General features: G+C 62.8%; 21 protein-coding genes and 1 riboswitch. Of the genes, 4 read left to right on the top strand and 17 right to left on the bottom strand.

From position 1 onward, the window contains the following. Positions 1-4 precede the first annotated feature (4 nt). The 9 genes from mraY to R8L07_00855 all read right to left on the bottom strand — a co-directional run bounded on the left by mraY (position 5) and on the right by R8L07_00855 (position 10,973). Entirely contained in the window at positions 5-1,090 is a 1,086-nt protein-coding gene (mraY, locus tag R8L07_00895; protein MDW3204069.1) for a phospho-N-acetylmuramoyl-pentapeptide-transferase, read from the bottom strand. Positions 1,091-1,106: 16 nt separating this feature from the next. Further along, complete coding sequence (locus tag R8L07_00890; GenBank protein ID MDW3204068.1) at positions 1,107-2,543, bottom strand: UDP-N-acetylmuramoylalanyl-D-glutamyl-2,6-diaminopimelate--D-alanyl-D-alanine ligase; 1,437 nt, start codon at positions 2,541-2,543, stop codon at positions 1,107-1,109. Beyond that, positions 2,540-4,003, bottom strand: a complete 1,464-nt coding sequence (locus R8L07_00885) for a UDP-N-acetylmuramoyl-L-alanyl-D-glutamate--2,6-diaminopimelate ligase (protein ID MDW3204067.1) — start codon at positions 4,001-4,003, stop codon at positions 2,540-2,542. Before R8L07_00885 ends, R8L07_00890 begins: the two co-directional genes overlap by 4 nt. Positions 4,004-4,017: 14 nt before the next feature. Beyond that, positions 4,018-5,802 carry a penicillin-binding protein 2 gene (locus tag R8L07_00880; GenBank protein ID MDW3204066.1) on the bottom strand — a complete coding sequence of 595 codons (1,785 nt, stop codon included), beginning with the start codon at positions 5,800-5,802 and terminating at the stop codon, positions 4,018-4,020. Continuing rightward, positions 5,799-6,179, bottom strand: a complete 381-nt coding sequence (locus tag R8L07_00875) for a hypothetical protein (protein MDW3204065.1) — start codon at positions 6,177-6,179, stop codon at positions 5,799-5,801. Before R8L07_00875 ends, R8L07_00880 begins: the two co-directional genes overlap by 4 nt. Next, positions 6,176-7,147, bottom strand: a complete 972-nt coding sequence (rsmH, locus tag R8L07_00870) for a 16S rRNA (cytosine(1402)-N(4))-methyltransferase RsmH (protein MDW3204064.1) — start codon at positions 7,145-7,147, stop codon at positions 6,176-6,178. The genes R8L07_00875 and rsmH overlap by 4 nt, the downstream gene beginning before the upstream one ends. Positions 7,148-7,149: 2 nt before the next feature. Then, positions 7,150-7,605 carry a division/cell wall cluster transcriptional repressor MraZ gene (locus R8L07_00865; GenBank protein ID MDW3204063.1) on the bottom strand — a complete coding sequence of 152 codons (456 nt, stop codon included), beginning with the start codon at positions 7,603-7,605 and terminating at the stop codon, positions 7,150-7,152. Between the two features lie 376 nt (positions 7,606-7,981). Next, positions 7,982-9,781: a tetratricopeptide repeat protein gene (locus tag R8L07_00860; protein MDW3204062.1), complete on the bottom strand. Its 1,800-nt coding sequence runs from the start codon at positions 9,779-9,781 to the stop codon at positions 7,982-7,984. A 76-nt stretch (positions 9,782-9,857) separates the two neighbouring features. After that, positions 9,858-10,973: a tetratricopeptide repeat protein gene (locus tag R8L07_00855; GenBank protein MDW3204061.1), complete on the bottom strand. Its 1,116-nt coding sequence runs from the start codon at positions 10,971-10,973 to the stop codon at positions 9,858-9,860. A 105-nt stretch (positions 10,974-11,078) separates the two neighbouring features. On the opposite strand from R8L07_00855, the gene R8L07_00850 reads away from it, so the two are divergent. Next, positions 11,079-11,630, top strand: coding sequence for an NUDIX hydrolase (locus R8L07_00850; protein MDW3204060.1), 552 nt, complete (start codon positions 11,079-11,081; stop codon positions 11,628-11,630). On the opposite strand, the gene R8L07_00845 is transcribed toward R8L07_00850, so the two are convergent. Together R8L07_00845 and R8L07_00840 are read right to left on the bottom strand one after the other, a co-directional pair. Next, entirely contained in the window at positions 11,624-12,214 is a 591-nt protein-coding gene (locus R8L07_00845) for an inner membrane-spanning protein YciB (protein ID MDW3204059.1), read from the bottom strand. The genes R8L07_00850 and R8L07_00845 overlap by 7 nt on opposite strands. Positions 12,215-12,285: 71 nt before the next feature. Further along, on the bottom strand, positions 12,286-12,603 hold the full coding sequence (locus R8L07_00840) for a hypothetical protein (GenBank protein ID MDW3204058.1): 318 nt from the start codon (positions 12,601-12,603) through the stop codon (positions 12,286-12,288). 37 nt (positions 12,604-12,640) lie between these two features. Next, positions 12,641-12,857: riboswitch (cobalamin riboswitch) on the bottom strand. Positions 12,858-12,996: 139 nt separating this feature from the next. Here R8L07_00840 and R8L07_00835 point away from each other — a divergent pair. Beyond that, positions 12,997-13,422, top strand: coding sequence for a TerB family tellurite resistance protein (locus tag R8L07_00835; protein ID MDW3204057.1), 426 nt, complete (start codon positions 12,997-12,999; stop codon positions 13,420-13,422). Between the two features lie 18 nt (positions 13,423-13,440). Here R8L07_00835 and R8L07_00830 read toward each other — a convergent pair whose 3' ends face one another. From R8L07_00830 to R8L07_00820, 3 genes are all read right to left on the bottom strand, one after another. Next, the gene (locus R8L07_00830) at positions 13,441-13,776 is read right to left on the bottom strand and encodes a PilZ domain-containing protein (GenBank protein MDW3204056.1); all 336 of its coding nucleotides are present in this window, start codon (positions 13,774-13,776) and stop codon (positions 13,441-13,443) included. Positions 13,777-13,852: 76 nt separating this feature from the next. Then, the gene (locus tag R8L07_00825; protein ID MDW3204055.1) at positions 13,853-15,130 is read right to left on the bottom strand and encodes an FAD-binding oxidoreductase; all 1,278 of its coding nucleotides are present in this window, start codon (positions 15,128-15,130) and stop codon (positions 13,853-13,855) included. Between the two features lie 3 nt (positions 15,131-15,133). After that, a complete protein-coding gene (locus R8L07_00820; GenBank protein MDW3204054.1) occupies positions 15,134-16,519 on the bottom strand; it encodes a glutamine synthetase family protein in 1,386 nt (461 codons plus the stop codon). A gap of 184 nt (positions 16,520-16,703) precedes the next feature. On the opposite strand from R8L07_00820, the gene R8L07_00815 reads away from it, so the two are divergent. Beyond that, positions 16,704-18,047: a glutamine synthetase family protein gene (locus R8L07_00815; GenBank protein ID MDW3204053.1), complete on the top strand. Its 1,344-nt coding sequence runs from the start codon at positions 16,704-16,706 to the stop codon at positions 18,045-18,047. Between the two features lie 63 nt (positions 18,048-18,110). Here R8L07_00815 and ald read toward each other — a convergent pair whose 3' ends face one another. Further along, a complete protein-coding gene (ald, locus tag R8L07_00810) occupies positions 18,111-19,238 on the bottom strand; it encodes an alanine dehydrogenase (protein MDW3204052.1) in 1,128 nt (375 codons plus the stop codon). A gap of 170 nt (positions 19,239-19,408) precedes the next feature. Here ald and R8L07_00805 point away from each other — a divergent pair, with 170 nt between their 5' ends. Further along, positions 19,409-19,867: an Lrp/AsnC family transcriptional regulator gene (locus R8L07_00805; protein ID MDW3204051.1), complete on the top strand. Its 459-nt coding sequence runs from the start codon at positions 19,409-19,411 to the stop codon at positions 19,865-19,867. A 220-nt stretch (positions 19,868-20,087) separates the two neighbouring features. Here R8L07_00805 and R8L07_00800 read toward each other — a convergent pair whose 3' ends face one another. Both R8L07_00800 and R8L07_00795 read right to left on the bottom strand, forming a co-directional pair. Next, the gene (locus R8L07_00800) at positions 20,088-20,681 is read right to left on the bottom strand and encodes an HAD family phosphatase (GenBank protein ID MDW3204050.1); all 594 of its coding nucleotides are present in this window, start codon (positions 20,679-20,681) and stop codon (positions 20,088-20,090) included. 157 nt (positions 20,682-20,838) lie between these two features. After that, complete coding sequence (locus R8L07_00795; GenBank protein ID MDW3204049.1) at positions 20,839-24,552, bottom strand: vitamin B12-dependent ribonucleotide reductase; 3,714 nt, start codon at positions 24,550-24,552, stop codon at positions 20,839-20,841. Positions 24,553-24,840 lie beyond the last annotated feature (288 nt).

Below are 24,840 nucleotides of genomic sequence, written 5' to 3'. Positions count from 1 at the left end.
CCCGTCACCTCAGCTTCAGTGTGGCCAGCCCGACAAGGGCCAGGATGGCGGCGATGATCCAGAAACGGATGACGATTGTCGGCTCCTTCCACCCCTTCTTCTCGAAGTGGTGGTGCAGCGGCGCCATCGCGAAGACGCGCTTGCCGGTCAGCTTGAAACTGGCGACCTGGACGATCACCGATACGGTTTCCAGAACGAACAGGCCGCCGATGATGGCCAGGACGATCTCATGTTTGGTGACGACGGAAATCGCCCCCAGGGCGCCGCCGAGTGACAGAGAGCCCGTGTCGCCCATGAAGACCATGGCGGGAGGGGCATTGTACCAAAGGAATCCCAGACCCGCGCCCAGTACCGCACCGCAGAACACCGCCAGTTCGCCGCTGCCATCCACATAATGGATGCCGAGATAGCCGGAATAGACGGTGTTGCCGACCAGATAGGCAATGAAGCCGAAACAGCCTGCCGCGATCATGACCGGCACGATGGCCAGGCCATCCAGACCGTCCGTCAGGTTGACGGCATTGGACGCGCCGACCATGACGAAAACGGCGAATGGAATGAAGAACCAGGCCAGATTGACCAGGGTGTCTTTCAGGAAGGGAACGGCGAGGCCCTGAGCCAACGGGCCGTCGGTGACCGACACGAACCAGATGGTGGCCGCGGTCCCGATCAGGATCTGCCCAAGCAGTTTCAGCTTGCCCGGAAGTCCCTTGGAATTGCGCTTCGTCAGCTTCAGGAAATCATCCGCGAAGCCGATACCGCCGAAACCCACCGTGACCAGCAGGACAATCCAGACATAGGGGTTCGAAATGTCCGCCCAGAGCAGGGTCGACATCACCAACGCGACCAGGATCAGGAACCCGCCCATGGTCGGCGTGCCGGCCTTGGCCAGATGCCCTTCGGGCACATCGTCGCGAATGTTGGACGACCCGGCCTGTTTCGACCGCAGCCAGCGGATGACGGACGGGCCGATCAGGAAACTGATCAGCAATGCGGTCATGATGGCCCCGCCGGTCCGGAAGGTCAGATACCGGAACAGGTTGAAGCCCTGAAAGTCTTCCGCGAGGGGAGAGAGGAGGGTGAAGAGCATTCTGGACCGTCTCCTCTCAGGCGCCGGCGGCGCGGCTGGCGGTTTCGGCTGCCAGCCCGTCGAGTGCTTTTACGATCGGGGCCATTTTCGTGCCCAACGATCCCTTGATCGTGACAATGTCGCCATTGCGGATGTCATCGCATACAGGAGCGACCAGCCCATCGGAGCTCTCGGCATACTGACCGCGCATGGTTTGCGGCAATTGTTCCCAGAGCGCGCTCATCAGTGGGCCGCAGCAGTAAACCGTGTCGATTTCAGCGGCGATCAGGTCCCTGACGAGGTTGGCATGCAGGTCAGGCGCGGATTCGCCCAGTTCCAGCATGTCACCAAGGACGGCGATGCGGCGGCCATCCTCCTTCGGATGGGTTCGGCCCAGCACGGCTATGGCGGCGCGAACTGAGGCCGGGCTGGCGTTGTAGCTTTCATCGATCAGGCCGAAACTGCCCCCATCGGGCAGCGCGATGCTGCGGTAGGCGCCCCGTCCGCGGGGCGCGCGAACATCGGTGAAGGTGGCGGCGGCCGCGACCGGGTCTTCGCCCAGCGCCTTGACGGCCGCCAGTACGGCAAGACTGTTCATGACCCAATGCAGGCCTGGGGCGCCGATGCAGTAATCGAAGGTGTCGTTGCCGATACGTACCGTGGCGGCGCTGCAGGCCGCGTGCAGGGAACTGTCGATCAGTCGGATGTCCGCGCCCTCATGGCTTCCGAAACTCAAAATCCGGTGCACGTCGGCAGCTTCCGCCTTGGCGGCCAGCCGGTCATAGAGCGGGCTGTCCCGGAACAGCACGGCGGTTCCGTTCGGTTCCATCCCATCGAAGATTTCCGCCTTGGCGTCGGCGATGCCCTCGATGCTGTTGAAGAACTCCAGATGGACGGCTTCGACCGTGGTGATGATCGCTACGTGCGGTCGCCCTAATCGGGACAGGACGTCGATCTCACCCGTATGATTCATGCCCATTTCGAGTACGGCGAACCGTGCCGTATCGGGCAGACGCGCCAATGTCAGCGGCAGGCCGATATGGTTGTTCAGGTTGCCCATCGTCTTGTGCGTCTCGCCCAGTTTCGCGAGGGCTGCGGACAGGCTCTCCTTGGTACCGGTCTTGCCGACACTGCCGGTTATCCCGACGACTTTCGCGCCGGTGCTGGCGCGCTTCGCCCGGGCCATGTCGACCAGGGCCTGCATTGTGTCGGTGACGGGAATCAGCGGGAGATTCTGGGACTTGTCCTCGGCCCAGTCAGCGCTGACCAGTGCCGCCGCAGCGCCTTCGCCCAAGGCCTGAGGCACATAGTTGTGGCCATCATGGTTCGGCCCTTTCAGCGCGACAAACAGATCGCCCGGTGCAACAGCCCGGCTGTCGATCGTCACGCCGGTTGCCTGCCACTTCACCGCGCTGCGGGACCCGGTCGCGGCGCTGACACTGTCGGAGGTCCAGAGGATCGGACGGTTGTTCATGCCGCACCCCCATCCGCTGCCGCAATGGCCTTGCGGGCTTCTTCGACATCGTCGAAGGGGAGGGTCCTATCGCCAATCTTCTGGCCGGTCTCGTGTCCCTTGCCGGCAATCAGCAGCACGTCCTCATCCGACAGGCTGCGGACAGCTTCTCCAATCGCCGCCGCGCGGTCGCCGATTTCGGTCGCGTCCGGACAGCCGGCCAGGACTGCCTTTCGGATCGCGGCTGCGTCCTCGGTGCGCGGGTTGTCGTCGGTGACGATCACGCGGTCCGCGGCCTGAGCTGCATAGCGACCCATGACCGGGCGTTTTCCGGTGTCCCGATCTCCACCGCAGCCGAAAACGACAACCAGTTTGCCCTTCACGAAAGGACGCAGCGTGTCCAGAACGGTTTTCAACGCCTCGGCTTTGTGTGCATAGTCGACAAAGACCCGGGCCCCATTGCGCCGCGTGCCGGCCAGTTGCATCCGACCCCGCACCCCTTCCAGGCGGCTCAGCGACTGGGCCGCGCGGCGGGCCTCGGTACCGGTAGCGATGACCAGACCCAGCGCGGCCAGCGCGTTTTCCAGTTGGAACCGACCGGGGAGGGGGAAGTCGATCTCGACCCGTTCCCCCATCACATCCAGGGTTGCTGCGTATCCGCCGCGGCTTTCCTCGGCCGTAATGACACGGATCATTCCGTTTACCAGACCGTACGAGAAGACACGAAGGCCGCGCTCCTCTGCGATGTTGAAGATGCAATCGTGCTCGGCAGCGCTGGTATTGACGACGCAGGCGCCGCCGCGCGGAACGAGTTCCTCGAACAGGCGCAGCTTGGCCTGACGGTAGGCCTCCATGGTCGCGTGATAGTCCAGATGCTCGTGGCTGAGATTGGTGAACGCCGCTGCGGCGAACCGGACCCCGTCCATCCGGTGCTGGTCGAGGCCGTGGCTGGATGCCTCCATCGCGACATGGTCGATTCCGGATGCGGCCATGGCAGCCATTTCGCGGTGCAGATCGACCGGGTCCGGCGTGGTCAGGCCTTCGCCGCCTGTATAGCCCGGCCCTTCGATTCCCAGGGTTCCGATGCTGGCGGATTTCAACCCGGTTGCGGCCCAGATCTGCCGCGTGAAGCCGGCAACGGAACTCTTGCCGTTCGTCCCGGTGACCCCGACGACCGTATCCGGTTGAGGTGCATGGAATGCGGCGGCCATTCTGGCCAGGCGACGGCGTGGATTGGCATCCGTCACCAGCGTGACACCGGACCCGACCTGGCCCGCGTCGATGCCCGGCGGTGCCAGCACGGCAACCGCGCCCTTTGCAACGGCGTCGGGAATGAAGGCGGCTCCGTCGGCAACCGTTCCCGGAATCGCGGCAAACAGGAACCCCGGCCGGACCTGACGGCTATCCGCGGTCAGTCCGGTGATCGGAATGTCGGGCAAGATCCTGTCCGCGTTCATCTCCGCTTCGTTTTCCCTCTTCACATCATACCTCCTTGCTATTGCTGCAGGGAGGCGAGCCTCTTCGTTTCCTCCGGCAATTCGATGGCGAAGGCGTGTTGTAGTTCGGGCGCGTCTTCCTCGACGGGCTGAATGCCCGCGATGGCGCCGATCCGCTCGATGATGGCCGCGACCGCCGGTGCGGCGACCCAGCCACCGGTGGCGAAACCGAAGGTCTCCTTGGTACCCTGCGGTTCATCCAGCACGACATAGACCACATATCGCGGGTCATTCATCGGGAAGGAGGCCACGAAGGACGAAATCCGGGAGCGCCGATTGTAGCCGCTGCCATTGGGCTTGTCGGCCGTGCCCGTCTTGCCACCGACCATGTAGCCCGGCACCAGGGCGCGCTTACCCGAACCGGCCACCGCGTTCAAGCGCAACAGCCGGCGCATGTCGAAGCTGACGGATTCCGAGATGACCCGTCGGCCGATCGGCATTTCGTCGCGTGCCAGCAGGGTCGGCGGGAACAGGATGCCGCCATTGACCATCGACGCAACGCCGGAGGCGAGGTGCAGCGGTGTGACCGAAAGACCATGCCCGTAGGAAACGGTCATCGTGTTTACCGGGCGCCAGGTCTCCGGGTATTGCGGGCGACCCGTCTCCGGAATTTCCAGGGCGATCGGCTGCAGCATGCCCAGTGCGCTCATGAAGGCCTTCTGCGCCGGCGGTCCGACATCCAGCGCCATCTTGGCGGAACCGATATTGGAGCTGTAGACGAAGATTTCCGGCACCGTGAGATAGCGGCCCTTGCCGTGATAGTCCCGGATCAGGAAGCGACCGACCCGGATCGGGTCCGTCGCGTCATACCCGTCGGACAGGGTCGCCGCGCCGCTTTCCAGGGCCATGGCGGTGTTGAAGATTTTGAAGGTCGAGCCCAGCTCGTAGGTCCCGAAGGTAGCCCGGTTGAACCGGTTCACATCCGGCGAGGCGGCGGGCTTGTTGGGGTCGAAATCGGGCAGGGAGACCAGCGACAGGACTTCGCCGGTATGCGCGTCCATGACGAGCGCGGCCCCGCCGATGGCGTCATAGGTTTCGATCGCCTTGGTCAGTTCCTGGTGCGCAACATGCTGGAATCGGACGTCCAGGCTCAGCCGCAGCGGCTCGTCACTTTCTTTCAGCCGGCTTTCCAGACCCTGCTCGATGCCGGCCAGACCCTTGCCGTCGATATCGGTGAACCCCAGAACATGCGCCATCAGGCGGCCCTGCGGGTAGACACGGGATTCTGTCCGTTCGAACTCCAGGCCGGGGATGCCAAGCTGCATCACCGCCAGTTCCATTTTCGGCGTCAGCTTGCGGTGAATGTAAACGAACGGGGAATCCGACGTCAGCTTTGCTTCAAGATCGGCAACGTCCAATTCCGGGAAGACACGTGCCAGGCGTCGTGCGGCCTGGACCGGATCCAGCAGTCGGTCCGGCCGAGCGGCCAGCGCCGTGGTGGTCAGGCTGGTTGCGACGATCACGCCGTTCCGGTCGACGATCGTCGACCGATCGGTCTGCAGTGCCGTCTCGGTCACCGCATGCGTCGCCGCGGCCTGTGTCGCGGGTGTGGCGAAGGCGCCGAGGTCGACCAGCCGGATGCCGACGGCCACGAAGGCGAATGCCATCACGGCACCGGTGATCAGCAGCCGCGATCGCCCGGTTTCGATTGCCCGGCGGAACGTACCGTCTGTACGGGTCGGCACATGAGGCAGGACGGCGCATTTCCGATCATGCGCCAGTCTGCTTCGGGGTGAGAAATCCGGCGGTTTCGGACGCCGTGTCTTTCTGAACGGTCCGATCATTGCGATGTCCTCATCAAGGTTGCGGGCACGGCTTCTGCCGGTGCCTTGGGGGCCGTGTCCGAGGAACCGGCAGAGGCGGGAAGCCCCTCGTTCTCCGGGCGGCGGAATGGAATGTCCTGAATGCGCAGCACCTGGGCCGGATGCATGCGCTGCATTTCCGGCATGTATTCGTCGCCCAGCGTCTCGATCCAGTCCGGGCGGCTGTTATACGACCATTCGGCCTTCAGGTTGTGAATGCGCTCCTGTTCCTCGCGGATCTGACGGTTCAGTTCCGCAAGCTGCCCTTCCAGGGCTTCGACCTGGAAGGTGATATGAAACAGGGCATAGCCGGTTACGCCGACCATCACGACCCAGACGGCGATCATCAAGGCTCTCATCGGGATCCTCCTTCGGTCGGCCAGGCCGGAGCCTCGGTGCGGGTTGCGGCGCGCAGTCGCGCAGAGCGGGCCCGCGGATTGATGGATTCCTCGGCACGGCCGGGTTTGCGGGCCGATGTGGATGCGAGTTGGAAGGACGGCGCGCGACTTTCCCCGTTCCCGGGAGGCAAGTGGCGGGATGCGCCGCCGGTGCGGCCGGCGCGGGCCTTCATGAAGGCCTTCACGCGCTTGTCCTCCAGGCTGTGGAAGGCGACGACCACAAGACGGCCGCCGGGGGTCAGCAGGCGTTCCGCTGCCTCCAGGGCGCGGTCGATTTCCCCCAACTCGTCATTCACCTGGATGCGCAGCGCCTGGAAAGTACGGGTCGCCGGGTCGATCTTGTCCTTCGCGCGCGGCACGCAGCGGCGCACGATTTCGGCGAGGCGGCTCGTGGTTTCGATCCGGTCGTCCTCGCGCTCGCGCACGATGGCCTTCGCGATCTTTCGCGAGAAGCGTTCTTCGCCGTATTCCCAGATGATCCGCGCCAGTTCGGCCTCGGGCCAGTCGTTGACGACATCCGCGGCGCTGGGGCCGGACTGGCTCATCCGCATGTCCAGCGGGCCGTCGAAGCGGAAGGAGAAACCGCGTTCCGGCGTGTCGATCTGGGGCGAGGACACCCCGAGATCCAGTACGACGCCGTCCAGCCGCGTCACGCCGACATCCCCCAGAAGACGTTCCATGTCGCCGAAAGTGCCGCACAGCAGGGTCAGACGATCCTTGTACCGCTCGACCAGAGCCTCGCCGCGCCGGATGGCGTCCGGGTCCCGGTCGACGGCAAAGACACGCGTGTCCGCGGCGTCCAGAATTCCGGTCGTGTAACCGCCAGCCCCGAAAGTTCCGTCCAGGTGGAACTCTCCGTCGGCCGGGGCCAGGGCCTCCAGTACTTCGGGCAACATGACCGGCAGATGGGGGGCGTTGTGCGCCTGCATGATCATGCCCCTCCCGCCGGTTTCAGGGCCAGGGTCCGACCCTTGGCGCGGGCGCGGGCCCGTTCGCTGTGATCGGAATATCGGTCCGGCGACCAGATCTGGAACCGCGACCCCTGGCCGACAAAGACGGCCTTGTCTTCAATCCCGGCGTGGCCGGCCAGTTCTGGCGCCAAAACGAGGCGACCCGTTTCGTCCAGCAGGGCCTTGCGAGCCTGGGCGACGATGGACTGGTTCAGGTCTTCCTCTTCATCGGAGTAGAGCGGCTGCTCCTCGATGGCCTGCACGAGCCGCTGCATGAAGGCCTTGTCGCAGGCTTCCAGCGCATCGTGCTTCGGCGACGGGTAGATGTAGACGACGCGTTCACCGCCATCCGGCAGTTCGGCACGAAAATCGGCCGGCAGGGAAACACGTCCCTTCCGATCGACCTTGTTTTCGAACGTGCCGGTAAACAGCGCCATGTCGCCGTCACCCCTTTTGTCGCCAGGCGGTTCGCGTCCGGACCGCCGTTTCTCCGTTGAAACCCCCGGTTCTCCCGGGTTCCAACTCCCAGAGCAGCTCGGCATGGACGCAGATCGACCACATTCTGCCAGTGAGCACGCTTATGGGTAATCATGGGATATCATGGGAATGAACTACCCGTCAATGAATAAGCCCGGGATTTCCGCTGCATTTGAAGTGATCGTTGAATATTCAAACAAGACAAATACCCCCGTTCCGAAGAGAACGAGGGCGCTGTGAAAGGCGTCGGATAGTGTTCAGATGATCGGGAGAGTGGGTTATTCTATTTTTGTTCTCATTTTTATTAACGAGAACAAATCGGAACAAATGGCGAGGTTACCGTCCCGAAGATCGCAGTTTGCGGATCAGGGCCTGCCGAACCCGACTGAAGACTTCGCTCCAGTCACCGGGGCTGGTCTGACGGAAAAGGGTCATGGACGGGTACCAGGGGCTGTCGTCCCTGTGCAGCATCCAGCGCCAGTCCGGCGCATAGGGCAGCAGGACCCAGACCGGACGTGCCATGGCACCCGCGAGATGCGCGACAGACGTGTCGACGGTAATCACAAGGTCGAGCGCGCGGATCGTGGCTGCCGTATCGGCGAAGTCGCGGAAGCCGCTGCCGAGGTCGCGCAACAGCGGGCCGAGCGACAGTTCCGCGATGTCCTGGACCGCGGGGCCCTTCTGCAACGAGACAAAGTCGGTCTTCGGCAGGTCGAACAGGGTGGCGAAACTCTCAAGGTCGACCGATCTGTTCCGATCATTCTTGTGACTGGGCTTTCCGGCCCAGCACAAGCCGACCTTCAGCCGGTCCGCGTGCAAACCCGGCGGTTTCGGGATGTCCGATGGCGGCATGATATAGGGGCAATGGTCCGGAATCGAATCCAGCGTCGTGCCACGCAGGCGGGGTAAACTCAGGAGCGGGATCTGCAGATCGAATTTCGGCAGTTTCGCGCCGCGCGGAATAACGGTGACCTTCGAAAAATCCGGCGACCGTTGAAGGATGCGGGCAAGCGGTGCCTGAACTTCGAGCACGATCTTGCCGCCCGTATCGGCAATCCCGTCCGCGGAATCGATGACATAGCGGCAGAACTGCAGGGTATCCCCCATACCCTGCTCGGACCACACCAGGAGGGTTCGTCCTTCCAGGGCGCTGCCATCCCATTCCGGGGCATTGGTGTGAAGCCGCTTGATTTCCGGCAGTTTCCAGCGGCTTTCGTAAATCTCGAAGCCGTGAGCCAGATTCCCGGACAGCAGTTCGGTCAGCGATTGGTCCCACGGCAGTTCCGGGGCTTCGTAGCCCAGCAGACTCGCCCGCCGGATGGCGTTTCCGGCTTCCTTCAGATCCCCCTTGTCCCGTACGGTCAGGCCGTAATTGTAATGTATGCGTGCCACATCGGATGACAGTTCCAGGGCCTGGCGCTGGGCGGCAATCGCCTCATCCAGGCGGTTCACGGCGCGCAGGGCGTTGCCCAGATTGGACCAGGCCGGTCCGTCATCGGGCTTCAGGGCGATGCCGCGTTTCAGGCAGGTGACTGCCGATTTCAACTTCCCGATACGGCGCAGCAGGACGCCGAGATTGATCCAGGCCGGAGCGAATTCGGGGTCGATGGACAGAATGCGGCCGTAGAGTTCCGATGCCTCCTGCAGTTTCCCCTCGCCATGGGCCCGCAATGCCCGGCGCATCAGTAATTGCGGGTCGGCATCGGGCCGCGCGACGACCTGGGCTACCGGCTTCTGGGCGGGTAGCGACTCTGAGGCTTGGGGGGACGTCGGGGACGGTATCGCCTTATCCGAACCGGTCTGCGGGGCAGGGGCGGGTTCGGAAGCGGCCGGCTTCTGGGCTGCCGGCGCTTGGACTGCGGGTTTTCGGACTGCCGGCTCTGGAGCAGGTGTCTTCTTTGCTGCTGCCTTGACCACGGCCTTGGCGACGGGGCGTGCCCTGGCCGCCGCCTTCTTCGCCGGGATGGCCTTCGCCACGACCTTCGCAGGCTGAATTCTGGGTTTGCCGGGGCGGGCGCCCGGCTTGTTCACGATGGCCTTTGCGACCGGCCTTGGCTTCGCGGGCGGCGCGTTGGCCTCAGTGCCGGATTTCGTCGTACCCGGCTGCCCGGTATCATTGGTCGGCGGCGTCGTCATTCCGCCGCCCTGAGTTGTGTCCTGCTCATCCATCGTCAGACCATACACTGTGTGCGGGGCGGCGGGGAAGCGCTGTTCAAGCGGGTTTCGCCGCAGTGACGATCAGTCCCCCGACGGGGATGCCGTATTCGCTGCGCAGATCCTCCTGGGCGATGTCGATCAGGATCAATCCGGCTTCTTCCAGGATACTCGAGACATAGGCCGGGTCGTGCTTGTATCGGCCGCTCTGATTCAGTCGATAGCCGCCGGCAACCTGATCGTCGTCCAGCAGCCGCTCCACCGAAAACCCGAGGCGGCCTGTCGGGACCAGGGCAGTTTCGAATGCAGCCATCGCATCGGCGAGGTCGCCGAAGTAGCACAGGACATCAGCGGCCACGATCAGGTCGTAGCGTTCAGGCGCGGCGTTCAGATAGGCGGTCAGTTCCTGCTGTTCCAGGCTGTCGTAGAGTTCCTTAGCCCTTGCCTTCTCCAGCATGCCGGGCGACAGGTCGACCCCGTCCAGGTGCTGCGCGTGCGGCGACAGCAGCGGCGCGCACAGGCCGGTGCCGCATCCGGCGTCGAGCACGACAAGATCCCGGTTGGGGGGCGGCAGATGCGGTTCCAGCGCCTGAAGGATCAGCGTCGGCGCACGATAACCCAGTTCAGCCAGTTTCTCGTCGAAGATCGGGGCGTAGTCGTTGAAGATGTCTTCGACATAGGCGGCACTGGCGGTCTTCGGCAGGCCGAGGCCGGAGATTGCGGGCCCGATATGTTGCGCGTCCGGGACCTCGGGAAAGCGGCGCATCCATTCGCCAGCGATCCGCACGGCTTCTTCCTCGCCATTGTTGGCGTAAAGATCGTACAGCGCCTTGCCCAGATTCGAATGGGAGACGAGGTCCGACGCATTCCGGCGGACTGCCATCCAGAGGGTTTCCACGGCTTCCTCCGGGCGGTTCAGCTCGTAATAGGACAGGCCCAGATTGGTGTATTCCGCGAAGGCGTCGTCGCCGCGCAGTTCTCGTGCGCGTCCCAGCGTTTCGACCGCGGTCTCATAGTCGTCCTGTTGAACCGCGATCTCGCCGCGCCATTCCAGCGCTTCGATGTTGTCGGGATCCTGGTCCAATACGCGCTGATAGGCATCGGCGGCGGCGGCAAGGCGGCCGCGCCGATAATGTTCCTCGGCCTCGTCTATGATGCGGCGCAGATCGGCCATTCGAAATCCCCCTCAACCTTCCGCGGGGGCGATCCCCGTTCAGCGCCATGCGAATAGCAGTTGTCGCTTGCGGCGGACAAGCCCAACACGCATGATTTGCCTGCAATGGAGGATGAATCCGACAGACTGACGGCGCGCGGGCCGACCGTTCGCAAGGTTCCGGAAGGGGACAATCGGGAACGCCTGACCTGTCCCGATTGCGGCTTCATTCAATACGAAAACCCGTTAATCGTTGCCGGCGCCGTGGTGGTGGAGGAGGGCAGGGTACTGATGTGCCGCCGTTCGATCGAACCGCGCCGCGGATACTGGACGATTCCCGCGGGCTATCTGGAACTGAACGAAACCGTGGAGGACGGTGCCCGGCGCGAAGCGCGGGAAGAAGCATGCGCCGATATTGCCATCGACGGCTTGCTGGCAGTCTACACCATCCCGCGGATCAGCCAGGTGCAACTGATCTATGCGGCCCATCTGTCCTCCCCCGGCATCGCGGCGGGCGAGGAAAGCCTGGAGGTCCGGTTCTTCGATTGGGATGAGATTCCGACGCGCGATATCGCCTTTCCTTCCGTGCACTGGGCCCTGGCGCATCGTCGGTCGCTCAGTGGGACTGTCCCGTCTGCGCCGTTCACCAACCCCGACGGAGAAACCGGGGACTACTGATCGCCGGCCTGTTCGCTGGCGTCGGTCTCGCTGTGTCGCATCATGTAAGGCACCTGACTGATGAAGAACAGGAAGGTGATTGCGATCAGACCGGGAAAGCGGAAATAGACCCAGATCGCTTCCGATACGGAACGCCAGACGATTTCGTTCAACAGGGCGAGACACAGGAAGAAGACCGCGCAGCGCAGGGTCAGAACCTTCCAGGCCCGTTCCGGCATGGCGAAGCTGTGTCCCATCATGGCGCGGAGCGGCAGCTTGCCGAGGGCCAGGGCCGCCAGTAGCCCGACACCGAACAGCGTGTTGATGATGCTGGGCTTCATCTTGATGAAGCTGGAATCCTCGAGATAGATCGTAAGGCCGCCGAACACGCCGACCAGCACCGCGGTCAGCAGCGGCATCCACGGAATCTTGCGGGTCACTATCAGCGAGACGACCACGGCCGCGGCACTCGCCGCCATCACGACTTTCGTGGCGAGGAACAGGTCCTTGCTGAGGAAATAGGTGACGACAAAGGCCGCCAGCGGCGCGAAATCGACCAGTTGGGTCAGCCAGGGCGGGCCCGGGCGGGAAGGAGCATCCGTCATGGGGGCTATATAGGCGATGACAGGGGTTGCGTCATCCGTTCCGTCTCACTCCTTCCCGCGTCGGACCGAAATCAGTTGCGGATGCGCCGACGCCGCGGGCGGGAAAGCTTGTCCGCGGGGAACTGAGCGATCTGTCGCAAAAGTTCGCTGGCCTTGCCGGCCTCGCCCGCGGATGCATCCGCGAAGGGTGAGGTTTGTCCCAGCATCTTTGCGGCCCAGGCCGGGTCCGTCCCGTCGGGCAGGGAGAGAAGCCATGACAGAATCGCCCCCTCCGCCGCACCGCGCGGCAGAGGCTCTTCCGCCAGGAACAGGGCGGACAGACTCTGCCCCGGATCGAATGCCGCGATTTCCCGTTCTGCGGTCTGGAAAACAGACGTGGTACCACTCATCGAAACCTCCTTCCGGGGCACCCCGCCCGGACATTAGGGTTGCAGTTGACAGAGCGGCAGGTCTCCTGGCTCGCGGGTCGGTGCCGGTTCGCCCGGCCTTCCCAACGGAACGTCCGTCAGTGGCCTGGACTGGGCGATCGGCTCGCCGCTTACAGTTGCGGGGGCAGCTTCGGCCTCAATCCCGGATCTTGTCCAGCATCTCACCGAATTCCCTTTTGATCCCCTTTCGGGGAACCGCTCTCTTATCGGATCACTTTAGGCCAATTTGGATCGGCGACTAGGGTAAAAGCGACGTCCATGCGTGCAGACCCGTCACTTGACCGCCGCACTGCAGCAGGGTCAAATTGCGGCGCCGCGCAATTCCGGGGAAATGCGCCAGTTTGGGGGATCAGGATGTTCGAAGGGGTCAGGCATGCAATCGAGGAACGCACGGCGCGGCGCAGGAACCGGCCGTTCCTGGAGGCGTGCATGGCCTCCTGTGCCCTGGTTGCGATCGCCGATGGCGAGGTCTCCCTGTCGGAGCGCGGACGCGTCGACCAGATCCTGGAAGCTATTGATAAACTGAAGATATTTGACGTTCACGAGGCCGTCGACCTGTTCAATGGCTATATCGAAGATATCATCGAATCGGAATCGAAGGGGCGGCGCGATGCGCTGGATGCCATCAAGGAGATGCGCCATGAGGCCGGCGATGCCGTGCTGCTGGTCAAGGTCGCCCTGGCGGTCAGCCGGGCGGACGGAGTGTTTCTGGAAAGCGAAAGGGCCCAGTGCGAAGCGATCTGCGATGTTCTGGGGCTGAACCTGGAAGACTTCCTGTAAGGCGCTGCCGGCCCGCCATCACCCGATGGACTGATTTGCAATAATGTCCTGCAACGGATCGAACTGTTCCGGGGTCACCTTGATGAAGGCGACGCAGACGACCATGCCTTCATCATCGGCGCCCACTACGCGGCTCGCGATTTCGATGGTCGTGAACTCGTCGGGCATCAGAACCGACATGACCTCGTCTCCCTCGGTCAGGCCCTCCTGGTCCGGATAGAAGCCGAACCCACCCAGGCTGACATCGGTCACCCGTCCTTTCAGGCCGCCGACCTCCGCCGGAAAGCGGACTTTGACGCGGCGTTCCTTGCGGCGATCGCCCGGTTTGATGATACGCATCAAGCGGCTGAACATTCAGGGTTCCCTCTTCACGGCAGACGCACTGCCCTCCCGCCGAATGGCGCAAGCAGGATTCGTGCCGAACGAGAGCTTACGCCAAGGCATCCTTCAGGCGATACCAAAACATGCCGAGGGTCAGCAACGGGGTGCGGAAACGACCACCGGGGAAGATCGGATGCTTGAATTTGTGCATCACGTCAAACTTGCTGGTCTGCCCCTTGATCGCTTCAGCGAGAATCTTGCCGCACATGTTGCTGAGGGCGAGACCGTGGCCCGAATAGCCCTGGCTGAAATAGGTACGGCTGCCGATCCGGCCGACATGCGGCATTCGGTCGACGGTGATACCGATATAGCCGCCCCAGACATGCTCGATCTTCGCATCTTCCAGTTCCGGAAAGACATGCAGCATGCGCGGCCGCACAAAGCCGCCCAGATCGTTGGGCTCAAGTCCGGAATAGGTGGCGCGGCCGCCGAACAGCATGCGCTTGTCACCGCTGAGCCGGTAATAGTCGACGATGAAGTTGCAGTTCGACACCGCATCGTCCGTGGGCAGCAGGCTCTTCGCGCGATTGTCACCCAAAGGTTCCGTCGCAACGATATAGCTGCCGACCGGCATCAGGCGTCGGAACAGATAGGGCTCCGTTTCGCGCAGATACGCATTGCCGGCGAGGATCAGATGCTCGGCGCGGACGGTCCCTTGCTCGGTATGGATCGCGGGCCGGTCGCCGGTATCCAGCTTCACCGCGCGGCTGTGTTCAAAGATCTGCGCTCCGGCGGCATGGGCGGCTTTCGCAAGCCCCAGGCAATAGTTCAGCGGATGGACATGACCGGCGTCGGGTTCCCACAAGGCACCGACATAGCGGTCGCTGCCGATCTTCTCCCGCACATTGGCGCCTTCATAGAGTTTGGTGCCCTTGTAGCCCCATTTCTCCCATTCAGCCTGGTGCTCCTTCAGGTCTTCAAGCTGACTTTTCTTCTCCGCAGCGTGCAGGTAGCCCCATTTCAGATCGCAATCGATATCGTATTTCCGGATCCGTTCGCCGACCAGTCGCGGGGCGCCATCTGCAATTTCCCAGGCGATCTGCGCAGCTTCGGACCCGACGGCTCTTTCGATCTGCGCCATGGACTTGTTGAAGCCGCTGCAGACCTGGCCACCGTTGCGGCCCGATGCGCCGAAGCCGACGGTTTCCGCCTCGACCACGATGACGGAATATCCCGCTTCGGCGAGTTCCAGCGCGGCGGACAGGCCGGTATAACCGGCGCCCAGAATGGCAACGTCGGCTTTGTGTTCGCCTTCCAGGCGCGGGTGTGAGGGCGCGGTATGGGCCGTTGCCCGGTAATAGGATCGGGTATCGTCAAACTTTGCCATGTCTTACACCGTGCGCAGGTACCATTCGTAATCCAGGGGCGGGATCTGCGCCTGGAATGCGTCGTTCTCGAAGCTCCGGGCGGCCGCGTAGGTCTCGCAGTAATGCGCCCCGAGATATTTCGGCAGGACCTTGCTTTCGCCGAAGGTCTGAAGCGCCTGCCACCAGCGAAGGGGAAGCTCCGTCACCGGCTTTTCATACGCATTGCCGGTTTCCATCGGGCCCGGGTCGGATTTATGGGTCAGGCCGTGATGGACCCCGGCCATGACGCAGGCCATGGTCAGATAGGGGTTTGCATCCGCGCCGGCGACCCGATGCTCGACACGCATGCCTTTTTCGTCCGATCGCGGGATGCGCAGCGAGACCGTCCGGTTGTCAACCCCCCAGGCGGTGTTGATCGGTGCGTAGGAGTTCGCCTGGAAACGGCGATAGGAATTGGCATTGGGGGCAAAGACCGCCATGGAATCGGCCGTTGTCGCCGCCAGGCCGCCGATGGCATGGCGCAGCGCCTTGGAGGCGGGCAGGCCGATCTCCTTGTCCATCGGACCGGCAAAGATGTTGTTGCCGTCCTTGTCCAGCAGGCTGAGGTGAATGTGCATGCCGCAGCCCGCCCGTTCCGAAAACGGCTTGGCCATAAAGGTCGCGATCATGCCGTGCTTGCGGGCGACCCCCTTGATGATGCGTTTCAGCAGAATGGCGTCGTCGCAGGCTTTGATCGGGTCGTCGACGTGATGCAGGTTGATCTCGTACTGTCCCGGCCCGTACTCCGCCGTCGCCGTATCGGCCGGCACGTCCTGGGCAACGCAGGCATCCTCCACATCCGTGAGGAAATCCTCGAACTCGTACAATTCTTCGATGCCGTAGACCTGCGTGGTCGTCTGCGGCCGGCCGGTAGCGGGGGAACTGGCCGTGTTCGGAATGCCGGACGGGTCCAATTTCGCGTCCATCAGATAGAATTCCAGCTCGATCGCGGTGACCGGGGTGTAGCCCATATCGACCAGCGGCTGGGTGGCGCGGGCCAGGATGAACCGGGGATCGGCGAAAAACGGCTCGCCCTCTCCGGTCACCATGCTGGCTATGACCTGGCCGGTCGGGGCATGGGCCCAAGGAACCGGTTTCAGTGTTCCCGCAACGCCCAGGCAACTGAAATCCGGGTCGCCGTCCGACGTACCATAGACGATGGTGTCGCAATTCTGGCCGGTGGCATCCAGCAGATAGGTCGAGCCGGGCAGGGCGACGCCGCCTTCATGCAGCTTGTCTATCGCCTCGACGCCGATGCGTTTGCCGCGCAGGATGCCGCACATGTCCGGCACGAGCATATCGACACCCTTCAGGCCCGGATTGGCCTTCGTGAAGGCGTCGACTTCTTTCTTACTGAGCCAGGCAGTCATGGGAAACACCGTTGCTGAGAAGCGTCCATGGATCGGACATCGGATACCGCAAGCCGATTCCCCCTTGCGGTCGGTCGAGACTATAAGGCATAAAAAATGTGATCACAATCTTTGGCGCTGCGCTTTTTTCTGTCTGGGGGGCTCGTTCGGATACCTGCCTGGGGCGCGGTAGAGGTAGGGTAACGTGAGTAATCTGATCGAGTGGGTTAAGGAACGGGACATCGACGAGGTCGAATGTCTGCTGCCGGACATGTCCGGAATTGCGCGGGGCAAGATCCTGCCCCGGGACAAGTTCATCGATGGTCTGGGCGACCGCGGCCTGCGGGTCCCGGAATGCCTTTTCATCCAGACGGTGACCGGCGACTTCGTGTTCGAAACCGATGTGGTGGCGGACACGAACAAGGATATCGCCATGGTGCCGGATCCAAGCACGATCCGCCTTGTCCCGTGGTATCCCGAACCGGTGGCACAGGTCATCTGCGACGCCTTTCACCTGAACGGCAAGCCTGTGGACATCTCGCCACGCTATCTGCTGCGCCGCATCCTGGAACTCTATGCGAAGAAGGGACTGCGCCCCGTCGTCGCGCCGGAGCTGGAATTCTACTTCGTGAAGAAGAACCTGGATCCGGATTATCCGCTTGAACCGCCGATCGGCGCTTCGGGCCGCCAGGAATCCGGGCGGCAGGCCTATGGGATCGAGGCCGCCAACGAGTTCGATCCGATCGTCGAGGATATCTACGACTTCTGCGAGACCGCGAATCTGGATGTCGACACAATGGCGCATGAAGCCGGTGCCGCGCAGATGGAGATCAATTTCAATCATGGCGACCCGCTGGAACTGGCCGATCAGGTCTTCCTGTTCAAGAGATTGGTCCGTCAGGCCGCGCTGAAGCACGACATCTATGCCACCTTCATGGCAAAGCCGCATCAGCACCAGCCCGGCTCCTCCATGCATATTCACCAGTCGCTGGTCGATATCGAAACGGGTCGCAACGTGTTTGCGACGAAGACCGGCAAGGATTCGAAGACCCTGCTGAACTACATTGGCGGGCTGCAGCGCTACCTGCCGGCGGCGATGCCGCTGATGGCGCCGAACGTCAACAGTTACAGGCGGATCGCGCGCTATTCGGATGCGCCGATCAATGTGCATTGGGGCCATGACAATAGAACCTGCGGCCTGCGCGTGCCGGATTCCTCACCCCAGGCGCGACGGATCGAGAACCGCCTGGCGGGGTCAGACGCGAACCCGTATCTGGCCATGGCGGCGACCCTGGCCTGTGGCTATCTGGGCATGAAGGAAAAGATCGAACCGTCCAACCCGGTCGACGGCGATGCCTACCGTTTCGCCTTCGCGCTGCCGCGGAACCAGGGCGATGCGCTGCATAAGTTCAACTATGCAAAGCCCCTGAAGGATACGCTGGGTGAGAATTTCTCCCGTGCGTATATGGACGTGAAGAATCACGAATACGATTTGTATCAGCGGGTCATCAGTTCCTGGGAACGTGAGAATCTTCTGCTGAACGTCTGACGCAAAAAGGCGGCCCCGACGGGATCCGTCGGGGCCGCAGGCTCGTCACCGGGAGGATCCGGTTCAGAAAGAAATGCCCAGGGCTTCTTCGGGGGCGGTGTAGTCCATGCCATGGGCCTCGGAGACCGCCTTGTAGGTGATCTTGCCCTCGGCCACGTTCAGCCCCTGACGCAGATGCGGGTCCTCGGCCAGCGCGCCGCGATAGCCCTTGTTCGCCAGTGCGACGGCGAATGGCAGCGTGGCGTTGTTCAACGCGAAGGTCGACGTTCGCGCCACGGCGCCCGGCATGTTCGCGACGCAATAGTGAACGACCCCCTCCTCGACATAGGTCGGGTCCGCATGCGTCGTCGGCCGCGACGTTTCCAGGCAACCGCCCTGGTCGATGGCGATGTCGACGACGACCGAGCCGTCGGCCATGGTCTTCAGCATTTCGCGGTTGATCAGTTTCGGGGCCGCGGCGCCCGGGACCAGCACGGCGCCGATTACCAGATCGGCTTCCTGAACGGATTTTTCGACGGCATCGACCGTGGAATACAGCGTCTTCATGCCGGTGCCGCGGAACATGTCGTCCAGTTGCGCGATCCGGGCGATATTGCGCTCCAGGACAGTGACTTCCGCGCCCATGCCCAGGGCGATCCGGGCGGCATTGGTGCCGGACACGCCGCCACCGATCACCACGACCTTGGCCGGTGCGACACCGGGCACGCCGCCCATCAGCACGCCGCGTCCACCCTGTGCCTTCTCAAGGCAATGGGCGCCGGCCTGCGGACCCATCCGGCCGGCGACCTCGCTCATCGGGGCCAGCAGCGGCAGGCCGCCGCGCGGGCTGGTCACGGTTTCATAGGCGATGGCAATGCAGCCCGACTTCAGCAGGCCCTGGGTCTGCGGTAGGTCGGGCGCCAGATGCAGATAGGTGAACAGCAACTGGCCTTCGCGCAGCATCTCGCATTCGACCGCCTGCGGTTCCTTGACCTTGACGATCATCTCGGCGGTTTCGAAGACCGATTTTGCATCGCCCAGAATTTCCGCGCCCGCCGCGCGATAATCGTCGTCGCTGACGCCGATGCCGGAGCCGGCCTGGGTTTCGATGACGACCTTGTGGCCGTGGTGTACCAGTTCGCGCACGGCGAAGGGCACCAGGCCGACACGGTATTCGTGATTCTTGATCTCTTTCGGCACGCCGATGAGCATTGTTCCACCCCTATATTTCGCGAGCGGCCCCGTTTTGAAGAGGCACCAGTTTCGTATGGTGCGGATGATACGCCCAGATGCCCGAAATGTGGTTGCGAAGTCGCTGTCGGAAATGCCATCAAATGCAGCAAACTTGCAAAACTTTGAGCCCAATGATGGTATCTTGCAGAATGCAGTTGGACGACACGGATATCGCCCTTTTGGATGCGGTGCAGCAAAATGCCCGCCTGACCCTCGCCGATCTGGGGCAGCGGTTGGGCATTTCCGCCTCAACCTGTCAGCGGAGATTGACCCGTCTGGAGGGGGCCGGGATCATCGAAGGCTACACCGCATTGCTGGACGAGGAGCGTCTGGGCTTCGACGGCAGCGTCATCGTGCAGATCACGCTGAGCGGTCAGAGCGAGGCGGCGCTGGCCGATTTCGAACGCGCGGTCGCCGCCATCCCGGAACTGGTCGAATGTCACCTGATGGCGGGGGAGGCGGACTATCTACTGCGCCTTGTCGTTCGCGACATGCGCGATTTTGAACGCATCCACAAAACCCACATCTCGCGCCTGCCCCATGTCAGCCGCATCCAGTCCAATATGGCCCTGCGCCGCATCGTCCGGAAACCGCCGCCCGTGCGGTGATATGCTCAGTCCGTGCTCCTGCGGAAGCAGGAGCCTTCTGTGGGCTTGTGCCGTACCTGATCGATGAAGGTTCCTGCTTTCGCAGGAACGCGGCGGCGGGGATGGCTCACGATAGCGATAAGACGTCACGTGCTCCTGCGGAAGCAGGGGCCTTCGATGTGTCTGCTCCGTACCTGATCAATGAAGGTTCCTGCTTTCGCAGGAACAGGGCGGTCGCCAACTACCGTCCCAGAAAACGCCTCAGACTCTCCGGTGTCGTGAAAGTGTGCACCTGGAACCCTTTCGCGGCGGCCGCGTCGGTGTTCTCCGGACGGTCGTCGATGAACAGCGTCGTCTCCGGCGTCAGGTCGAAACGCTCTATGACGATGTCGTAGATCGCCGGGTCGGGCTTGATTACGTCCTCGTAAGCCGAAACCACCCGCCCGTCGAACGCGTCCAAGAACGGATAGACATCGACGGAACGCTCGAAATTCTCCGCCCCGTAATTGGACAGGGCATAGATCGGATAGCCCTCGGCCTTCAGCGCCAGCATCAGGTCGACGGTGTCCTGAATCGGTGCCGCGATGGTCTCGACCCACCGTTCGCCGTACATCCGCGCGACGTCCAGATGATGCGGAGCCGCTTCTTCGATCTCGGCCAACTGCTCCGCCCAGCTTTGCCCGCGATCCATCTTCAGGATGCGCTCATGGGTGACGGCTTCATCCCGAAACACCCGTATCGCCTCATCGTCCGGCAGCAGGCTGCGCAGCAGGTGATCCGGGTTCCAGTCGACCAGCACGCCGCCGATGTCGAACAGATAGGTGTCGATTTTCATGATCGAATTCCGAAGCATGGATGTGGCAGGTGATTGTTGGGCGACCGAGTGGAAAAATGCCCCCGGCGCGGGCCGGGGGCAAGGTCACAGGGAGCACCGTGGCGCGGAGTAGGGATATCCGCGCCGAGGGCCCGACGAATAAGGAAGGGCCGGGCCCTTACGAACACCCGCTGGTGGCGCCACAGGTGACGCATTTCAGGCAGGTGCCGTTCCGCACGAGGGTCATGTTCCCGCAGTCACCGCAGGGATCGCCCTCATACCCTTTGGCGCGCGCTTCGCGGATCCGCTCCAGACGGCCATCCACTTGTTCGCGCACCGCTTCGCCGACCTGGACAGCGGTATCGCCCCCCGCCCCGGTCTCCACAAACTGAGTTCCCGCACCGGCGGACACCGCGGTCTGCGACGGGGCGGAATTGGTCATGCTGCCGGCGGCACCTCCGCCGCCCAGCTGAGTCACGACACCGGTATAGGCGGTCAGGTCCGACTTGCGGACGAAGCCCCGGCTGGTGATCCGCTGGATCGCCTGGATCGCCTGGGCGGTCTCTTCCGCCAGTTCGCTTTCCTTGTCGCCGCCACCGGTCGTGTCCGGCAGCATGTCTTCCGGCTGAACATGGGCCAGGTCGTCGCGGCCCAGATAGCTGATCGCCACTTCGCGGAAGATGTAGTCCAGGATCGAGGTGGCCATCTTGATCGCCTCGTTGCCTTCGACCATCCCCGACGGCTCGAACCGCGTGAAGGTATAGGCCTCTACATATTCCTCCAGCGGCACGCCGTATTGCAGGCCGATGGAAACCGCGATGGCGAAATTGTTCATCAGCGAGCGGAAGGCCGCGCCTTCCTTGTGCATGTCGATGAACAATTCGCCCAGGCTGCCGTCTTCGTATTCGCCGGTGCGCAGATAGACCTTGTGGCCGCCGACGATCGCCTTCTGGGTATAGCCCTTGCGGCGGTGCGGCAGTTTCTTGCGGTCGGCACGTTTCTCGATGATCCGCTCGACGATCCGCTCTGCCACCATCGGGATGGCTTCGGCCGGTGTCGCATCGGCCAGATCGTCCTGCAGGTCGTCATCGTCCAGCAGGCTGGACGCCAGCGGCTGGGACAGTTTCGATCCGTCGCGGTAGAGCGCGTTCGCCTTCAGGCCCAGCTTCCAGCTCAGGATATATGCCGCCTTGCAATCCTCGACGCTGGCCGAATTCGGCATGTTGATCGTCTTGGAGATCGCACCGCTGATGAAAGGCTGTGCTGCAGCCATCATCCGAATGTGGCTTTCGGCGGTCAGGAAGCGCGTGCCTTTCTTGCCGCACGGATTGGCGCAGTCGAAAACCGGCAGATGTTCGGCCCGCAGATGCGGCGCGCCTTCCAGGGTCATCGCCCCGCAGCAATAGGTGTTCGCCGCGTCGATCTCGTGCCGCTCGAAACCCAGCTCCGCCAGCATGTCGAAGCTCATGTCGTTCAGGTCGTCGGCGTCGAAGCCCAGCATGTCAGTGCAGAAGGCCTCGCCCAGTGTCCATTTGTTGAACACGAACTTGATGTCGAACGCGTTGCCCAGGGCGGATTCCAGCTTGGCGATTTCTTCCGGGCCGAAACCCTTGGCCATCAGGCTGTCATGGTTGACGCCCGGCGCGCCGGCCAGGGTGCCGTGGCCGACGGCATAGCGTTCGATCTCACCGATTTCCCGTTCGCTGTAGCCGAGGGTTTTCAGGGCTTCCGGTACGGTGCGGTTGATGATCTTGAAGTAACCGCCGCCGGCCAGCTTCTTGAACTTCACCAGCGCGAAATCCGGCTCAATCCCGGTCGTGTCGCAATCCATCACAAGACCGATCGTGCCGGTTGGGGCGATGACGGTGGCCTGGGCGTTGCGGTAGCCGTGCTGCTCTCCCGCCTTCACGGCGCGGTCCCAGGCATCGGCGGCGGCCTTGGCCAAAACTTCGTCCGGGCAGTTCGGCACGTCCAACGGCACCGGCGTCACGGACAGCCCGTCATACCCGTCGCCCCAGCCATGGGCGGCCACACGGTGGTTGCGCATGACGCGCAGCATGGCATCGCGGTTTTCCTCGAAACCGGGGAAGGGCCCCAGTTCCGACGCCATTTCCGCAGAGGTCTCGTAGGAAACACCCGTCATCAGGGCGGAAATCGCGCCACAGATCGCCCGGCCCTCGTCGCTGTCATAGGACAGGCCGGCGGCCATCAGCAGCCCACCGATATTGGCGAAGCCGAGGCCCAGTGTGCGGTATTTGTAGGATAGTTCCGCGATGGATTTCGACGGGAACTGCGCCATCAGGACCGAAATTTCCAGGGTCACCGTCCACAGGCGGACCGCATGGCTGAAGCCTTCGATATCGAAGCCTCGATCCGGGCGCCGGAACTGCATCAGATTCAAGGAGGCCAGATTGCACGCCGTATCGTCCAGGAACATGTATTCCGAACACGGGTTCGACGCGTTGATCCGGCCCGAATTCGGGCAGGTATGCCAATCGTTGATCGTGGTGTCGTACTGAATGCCGGGATCGGCGCTGGCCCAGGCGGCATGGCCGATCTTTTCCCACAGGTCGGCGGCCTTCAGCGTCTTGGCGACCTTGCCGTCCGTGCGGTTCTTCAGGGCCCAGTCGCCGCCGGTCTCGACCGCGCGCAGAAATTCGTCCGTGACCCGGACGGAGTTATTGGCGTTCTGGCCGGAAACCGTGCTGTAGGCTTCCGAATCCCAGTCCGTATCATAGGTCGGGAACTCGATCTCGGTATAGCCTTGGCGGGCGAACTGGATCACGCGTTGGACATAGTTTTCCGGAATCTGGGCGCGGCGCGCGGCGCGAATCTCGTTCTTCAGCGTCCGGTTCCGTTTCGGATCGAACCGGGCATCGCCGGTCAGCACGGCCCCGTCATCCAGCCGACCTTCATTGCAGGCCTTCATGATCGCGTTCAGATGTTCGGCATGCAGCTTGGAGCCGGCTACCAAGGCGGCGACCTTCTGCTCCTCAATGACCTTCCAGTCGACGAAGCCTTCAATGTCGGGATGGTCGACATCGACCACGACCATCTTGGCCGCCCGGCGCGTCGTGCCACCCGACTTGATCGCGCCCGCTGCCTTGTCGCCGATTTTCAGGAAGCTCATCAGTCCGGAAGACTTGCCGCCTCCGGCCAGCGGCTCGTTGGCACCGCGAATGCGTGAGAAATTGGTGCCGGTACCGCTGCCGTACTTGAACAGGCGCGCTTCACGGACCCACAGGTCCATGATGCCGTTGTCGTTTACCAGATCGTCTTCGACGGACTGGATGAAGCAGGCATGGGGTTGCGGATGCTCATAGGCGGACTTGGATCGGACCAGCTTGCCGGTCTTGTAGTCGACGTAAAGATGGCCCTGGCTCGGACCGTCGATGCCATAGGCCCAGTGCAGGCCCGTGTTGAACCATTGCGGGCTGTTCGGTGCGGCCATCTGGCGGGCCAACATGAAGCGCATTTCGTCGAAATAGGCCTGGGCATCCTCTTCGGCGTCGAAATAGCCGCCCTTCCAGCCCCAATAGGCCCAAGTGCCCGCCAGTCGGTCAAAGACCTGCGTCGATTTCGTCTCGCTGCCAAAGCGGTCCTCTTCCGGCATCTTGTTCAGAGCCGCTTCGTCCGGCACGCGGCGCCACAGGAATTCCGGAACGTCCTTTTCCTTGACCGGTTTGGTCGCGGCGGGGACGCCGGCCTTGCGGAAGTACTTCTGGGCCAGCACGTCGCCAGCGACCTGGCTGTAGTTCGAGGGGATCTCGATGTCCTTCAGCTGAAAGACGACGGTTCCGTCGGGATTCCGAATTTCCGAATCGGTCTTGCGGAACTGGATCGCCGCGTAAGGCGACTCGTTTTTCTTGGTGAACCGTCTCGCGATACGCATGTGTACGCTGACCCCCTTGGCTGCCAGATTGCCGGACGCCGGAACGACCGCTGTTCGGCGGCAGGCCAACTCCCCGCCTGCATTGTGCCGTCCGACGCGCTATATCTTGTGAAACTTTGGTGATGGTACACCATCTGTAGCCAGATACAATATGCTGTGTCCCATGTGCGGAAAAAATTAGACGGCATTCTATATATTGATTTTTTTGCGACTCTCGGGTTTCTGCAGGATTCCGGGGCTGCGGCGTCGAAACACCCTGTGCAGGCTGGACGCAAGGGCTCGGCTTTG

The organism is Alphaproteobacteria bacterium (assembly GCA_033344895.1).
Classification (GTDB): domain Bacteria; phylum Pseudomonadota; class Alphaproteobacteria; order UBA8366; family Aestuariispiraceae; genus Pacificispira.
Note: the sequence above shows the minus strand (reverse complement) of the source record. Positions and strands in the feature narration are given on the sequence as shown.

Bases quoted from the DNA above. Each gene is read 5' to 3' on its own strand.
- R8L07_00820 (MDW3204054.1), bottom strand. From the start codon at position 16,519: ATGACTGCCTGGCTCAGTAAGAAAGAAGTCGACGCCTTCACGAAGGCC.
- R8L07_00860 (MDW3204062.1), bottom strand. From the start codon at position 9,781: ATGACGACGCCGCCGACCAATGATACCGGGCAGCCGGGTACGACGAAA.
- rsmH (MDW3204064.1), bottom strand. From the start codon at position 7,147: ATGCAGGCGCACAACGCCCCCCATCTGCCGGTCATGTTGCCCGAAGTA.
- R8L07_00890 (MDW3204068.1), bottom strand. From the start codon at position 2,543: ATGAACAACCGTCCGATCCTCTGGACCTCCGACAGTGTCAGCGCCGCG.
- R8L07_00850 (MDW3204060.1), top strand. From the start codon at position 11,079: ATGGAGGATGAATCCGACAGACTGACGGCGCGCGGGCCGACCGTTCGC.
- R8L07_00835 (MDW3204057.1), top strand. From the start codon at position 12,997: ATGTTCGAAGGGGTCAGGCATGCAATCGAGGAACGCACGGCGCGGCGC.
- R8L07_00840 (MDW3204058.1), bottom strand. From the start codon at position 12,603: ATGAGTGGTACCACGTCTGTTTTCCAGACCGCAGAACGGGAAATCGCG.
- R8L07_00800 (MDW3204050.1), bottom strand. From the start codon at position 20,681: ATGAAAATCGACACCTATCTGTTCGACATCGGCGGCGTGCTGGTCGAC.
- R8L07_00880 (MDW3204066.1), bottom strand. From the start codon at position 5,802: ATGATCGGACCGTTCAGAAAGACACGGCGTCCGAAACCGCCGGATTTC.
- ald (MDW3204052.1), bottom strand. From the start codon at position 19,238: ATGCTCATCGGCGTGCCGAAAGAGATCAAGAATCACGAATACCGTGTC.
- mraY (MDW3204069.1), bottom strand. From the start codon at position 1,090: ATGCTCTTCACCCTCCTCTCTCCCCTCGCGGAAGACTTTCAGGGCTTC.
- R8L07_00865 (MDW3204063.1), bottom strand. From the start codon at position 7,605: ATGGCGCTGTTTACCGGCACGTTCGAAAACAAGGTCGATCGGAAGGGA.
- R8L07_00795 (MDW3204049.1), bottom strand. From the start codon at position 24,552: ATGCGTATCGCGAGACGGTTCACCAAGAAAAACGAGTCGCCTTACGCG.
- R8L07_00830 (MDW3204056.1), bottom strand. From the start codon at position 13,776: ATGTTCAGCCGCTTGATGCGTATCATCAAACCGGGCGATCGCCGCAAG.
- R8L07_00875 (MDW3204065.1), bottom strand. From the start codon at position 6,179: ATGAGAGCCTTGATGATCGCCGTCTGGGTCGTGATGGTCGGCGTAACC.
- R8L07_00845 (MDW3204059.1), bottom strand. From the start codon at position 12,214: ATGACGGATGCTCCTTCCCGCCCGGGCCCGCCCTGGCTGACCCAACTG.
- R8L07_00825 (MDW3204055.1), bottom strand. From the start codon at position 15,130: ATGGCAAAGTTTGACGATACCCGATCCTATTACCGGGCAACGGCCCAT.
- R8L07_00805 (MDW3204051.1), top strand. From the start codon at position 19,409: ATGCAGTTGGACGACACGGATATCGCCCTTTTGGATGCGGTGCAGCAA.
- R8L07_00855 (MDW3204061.1), bottom strand. From the start codon at position 10,973: ATGGCCGATCTGCGCCGCATCATAGACGAGGCCGAGGAACATTATCGG.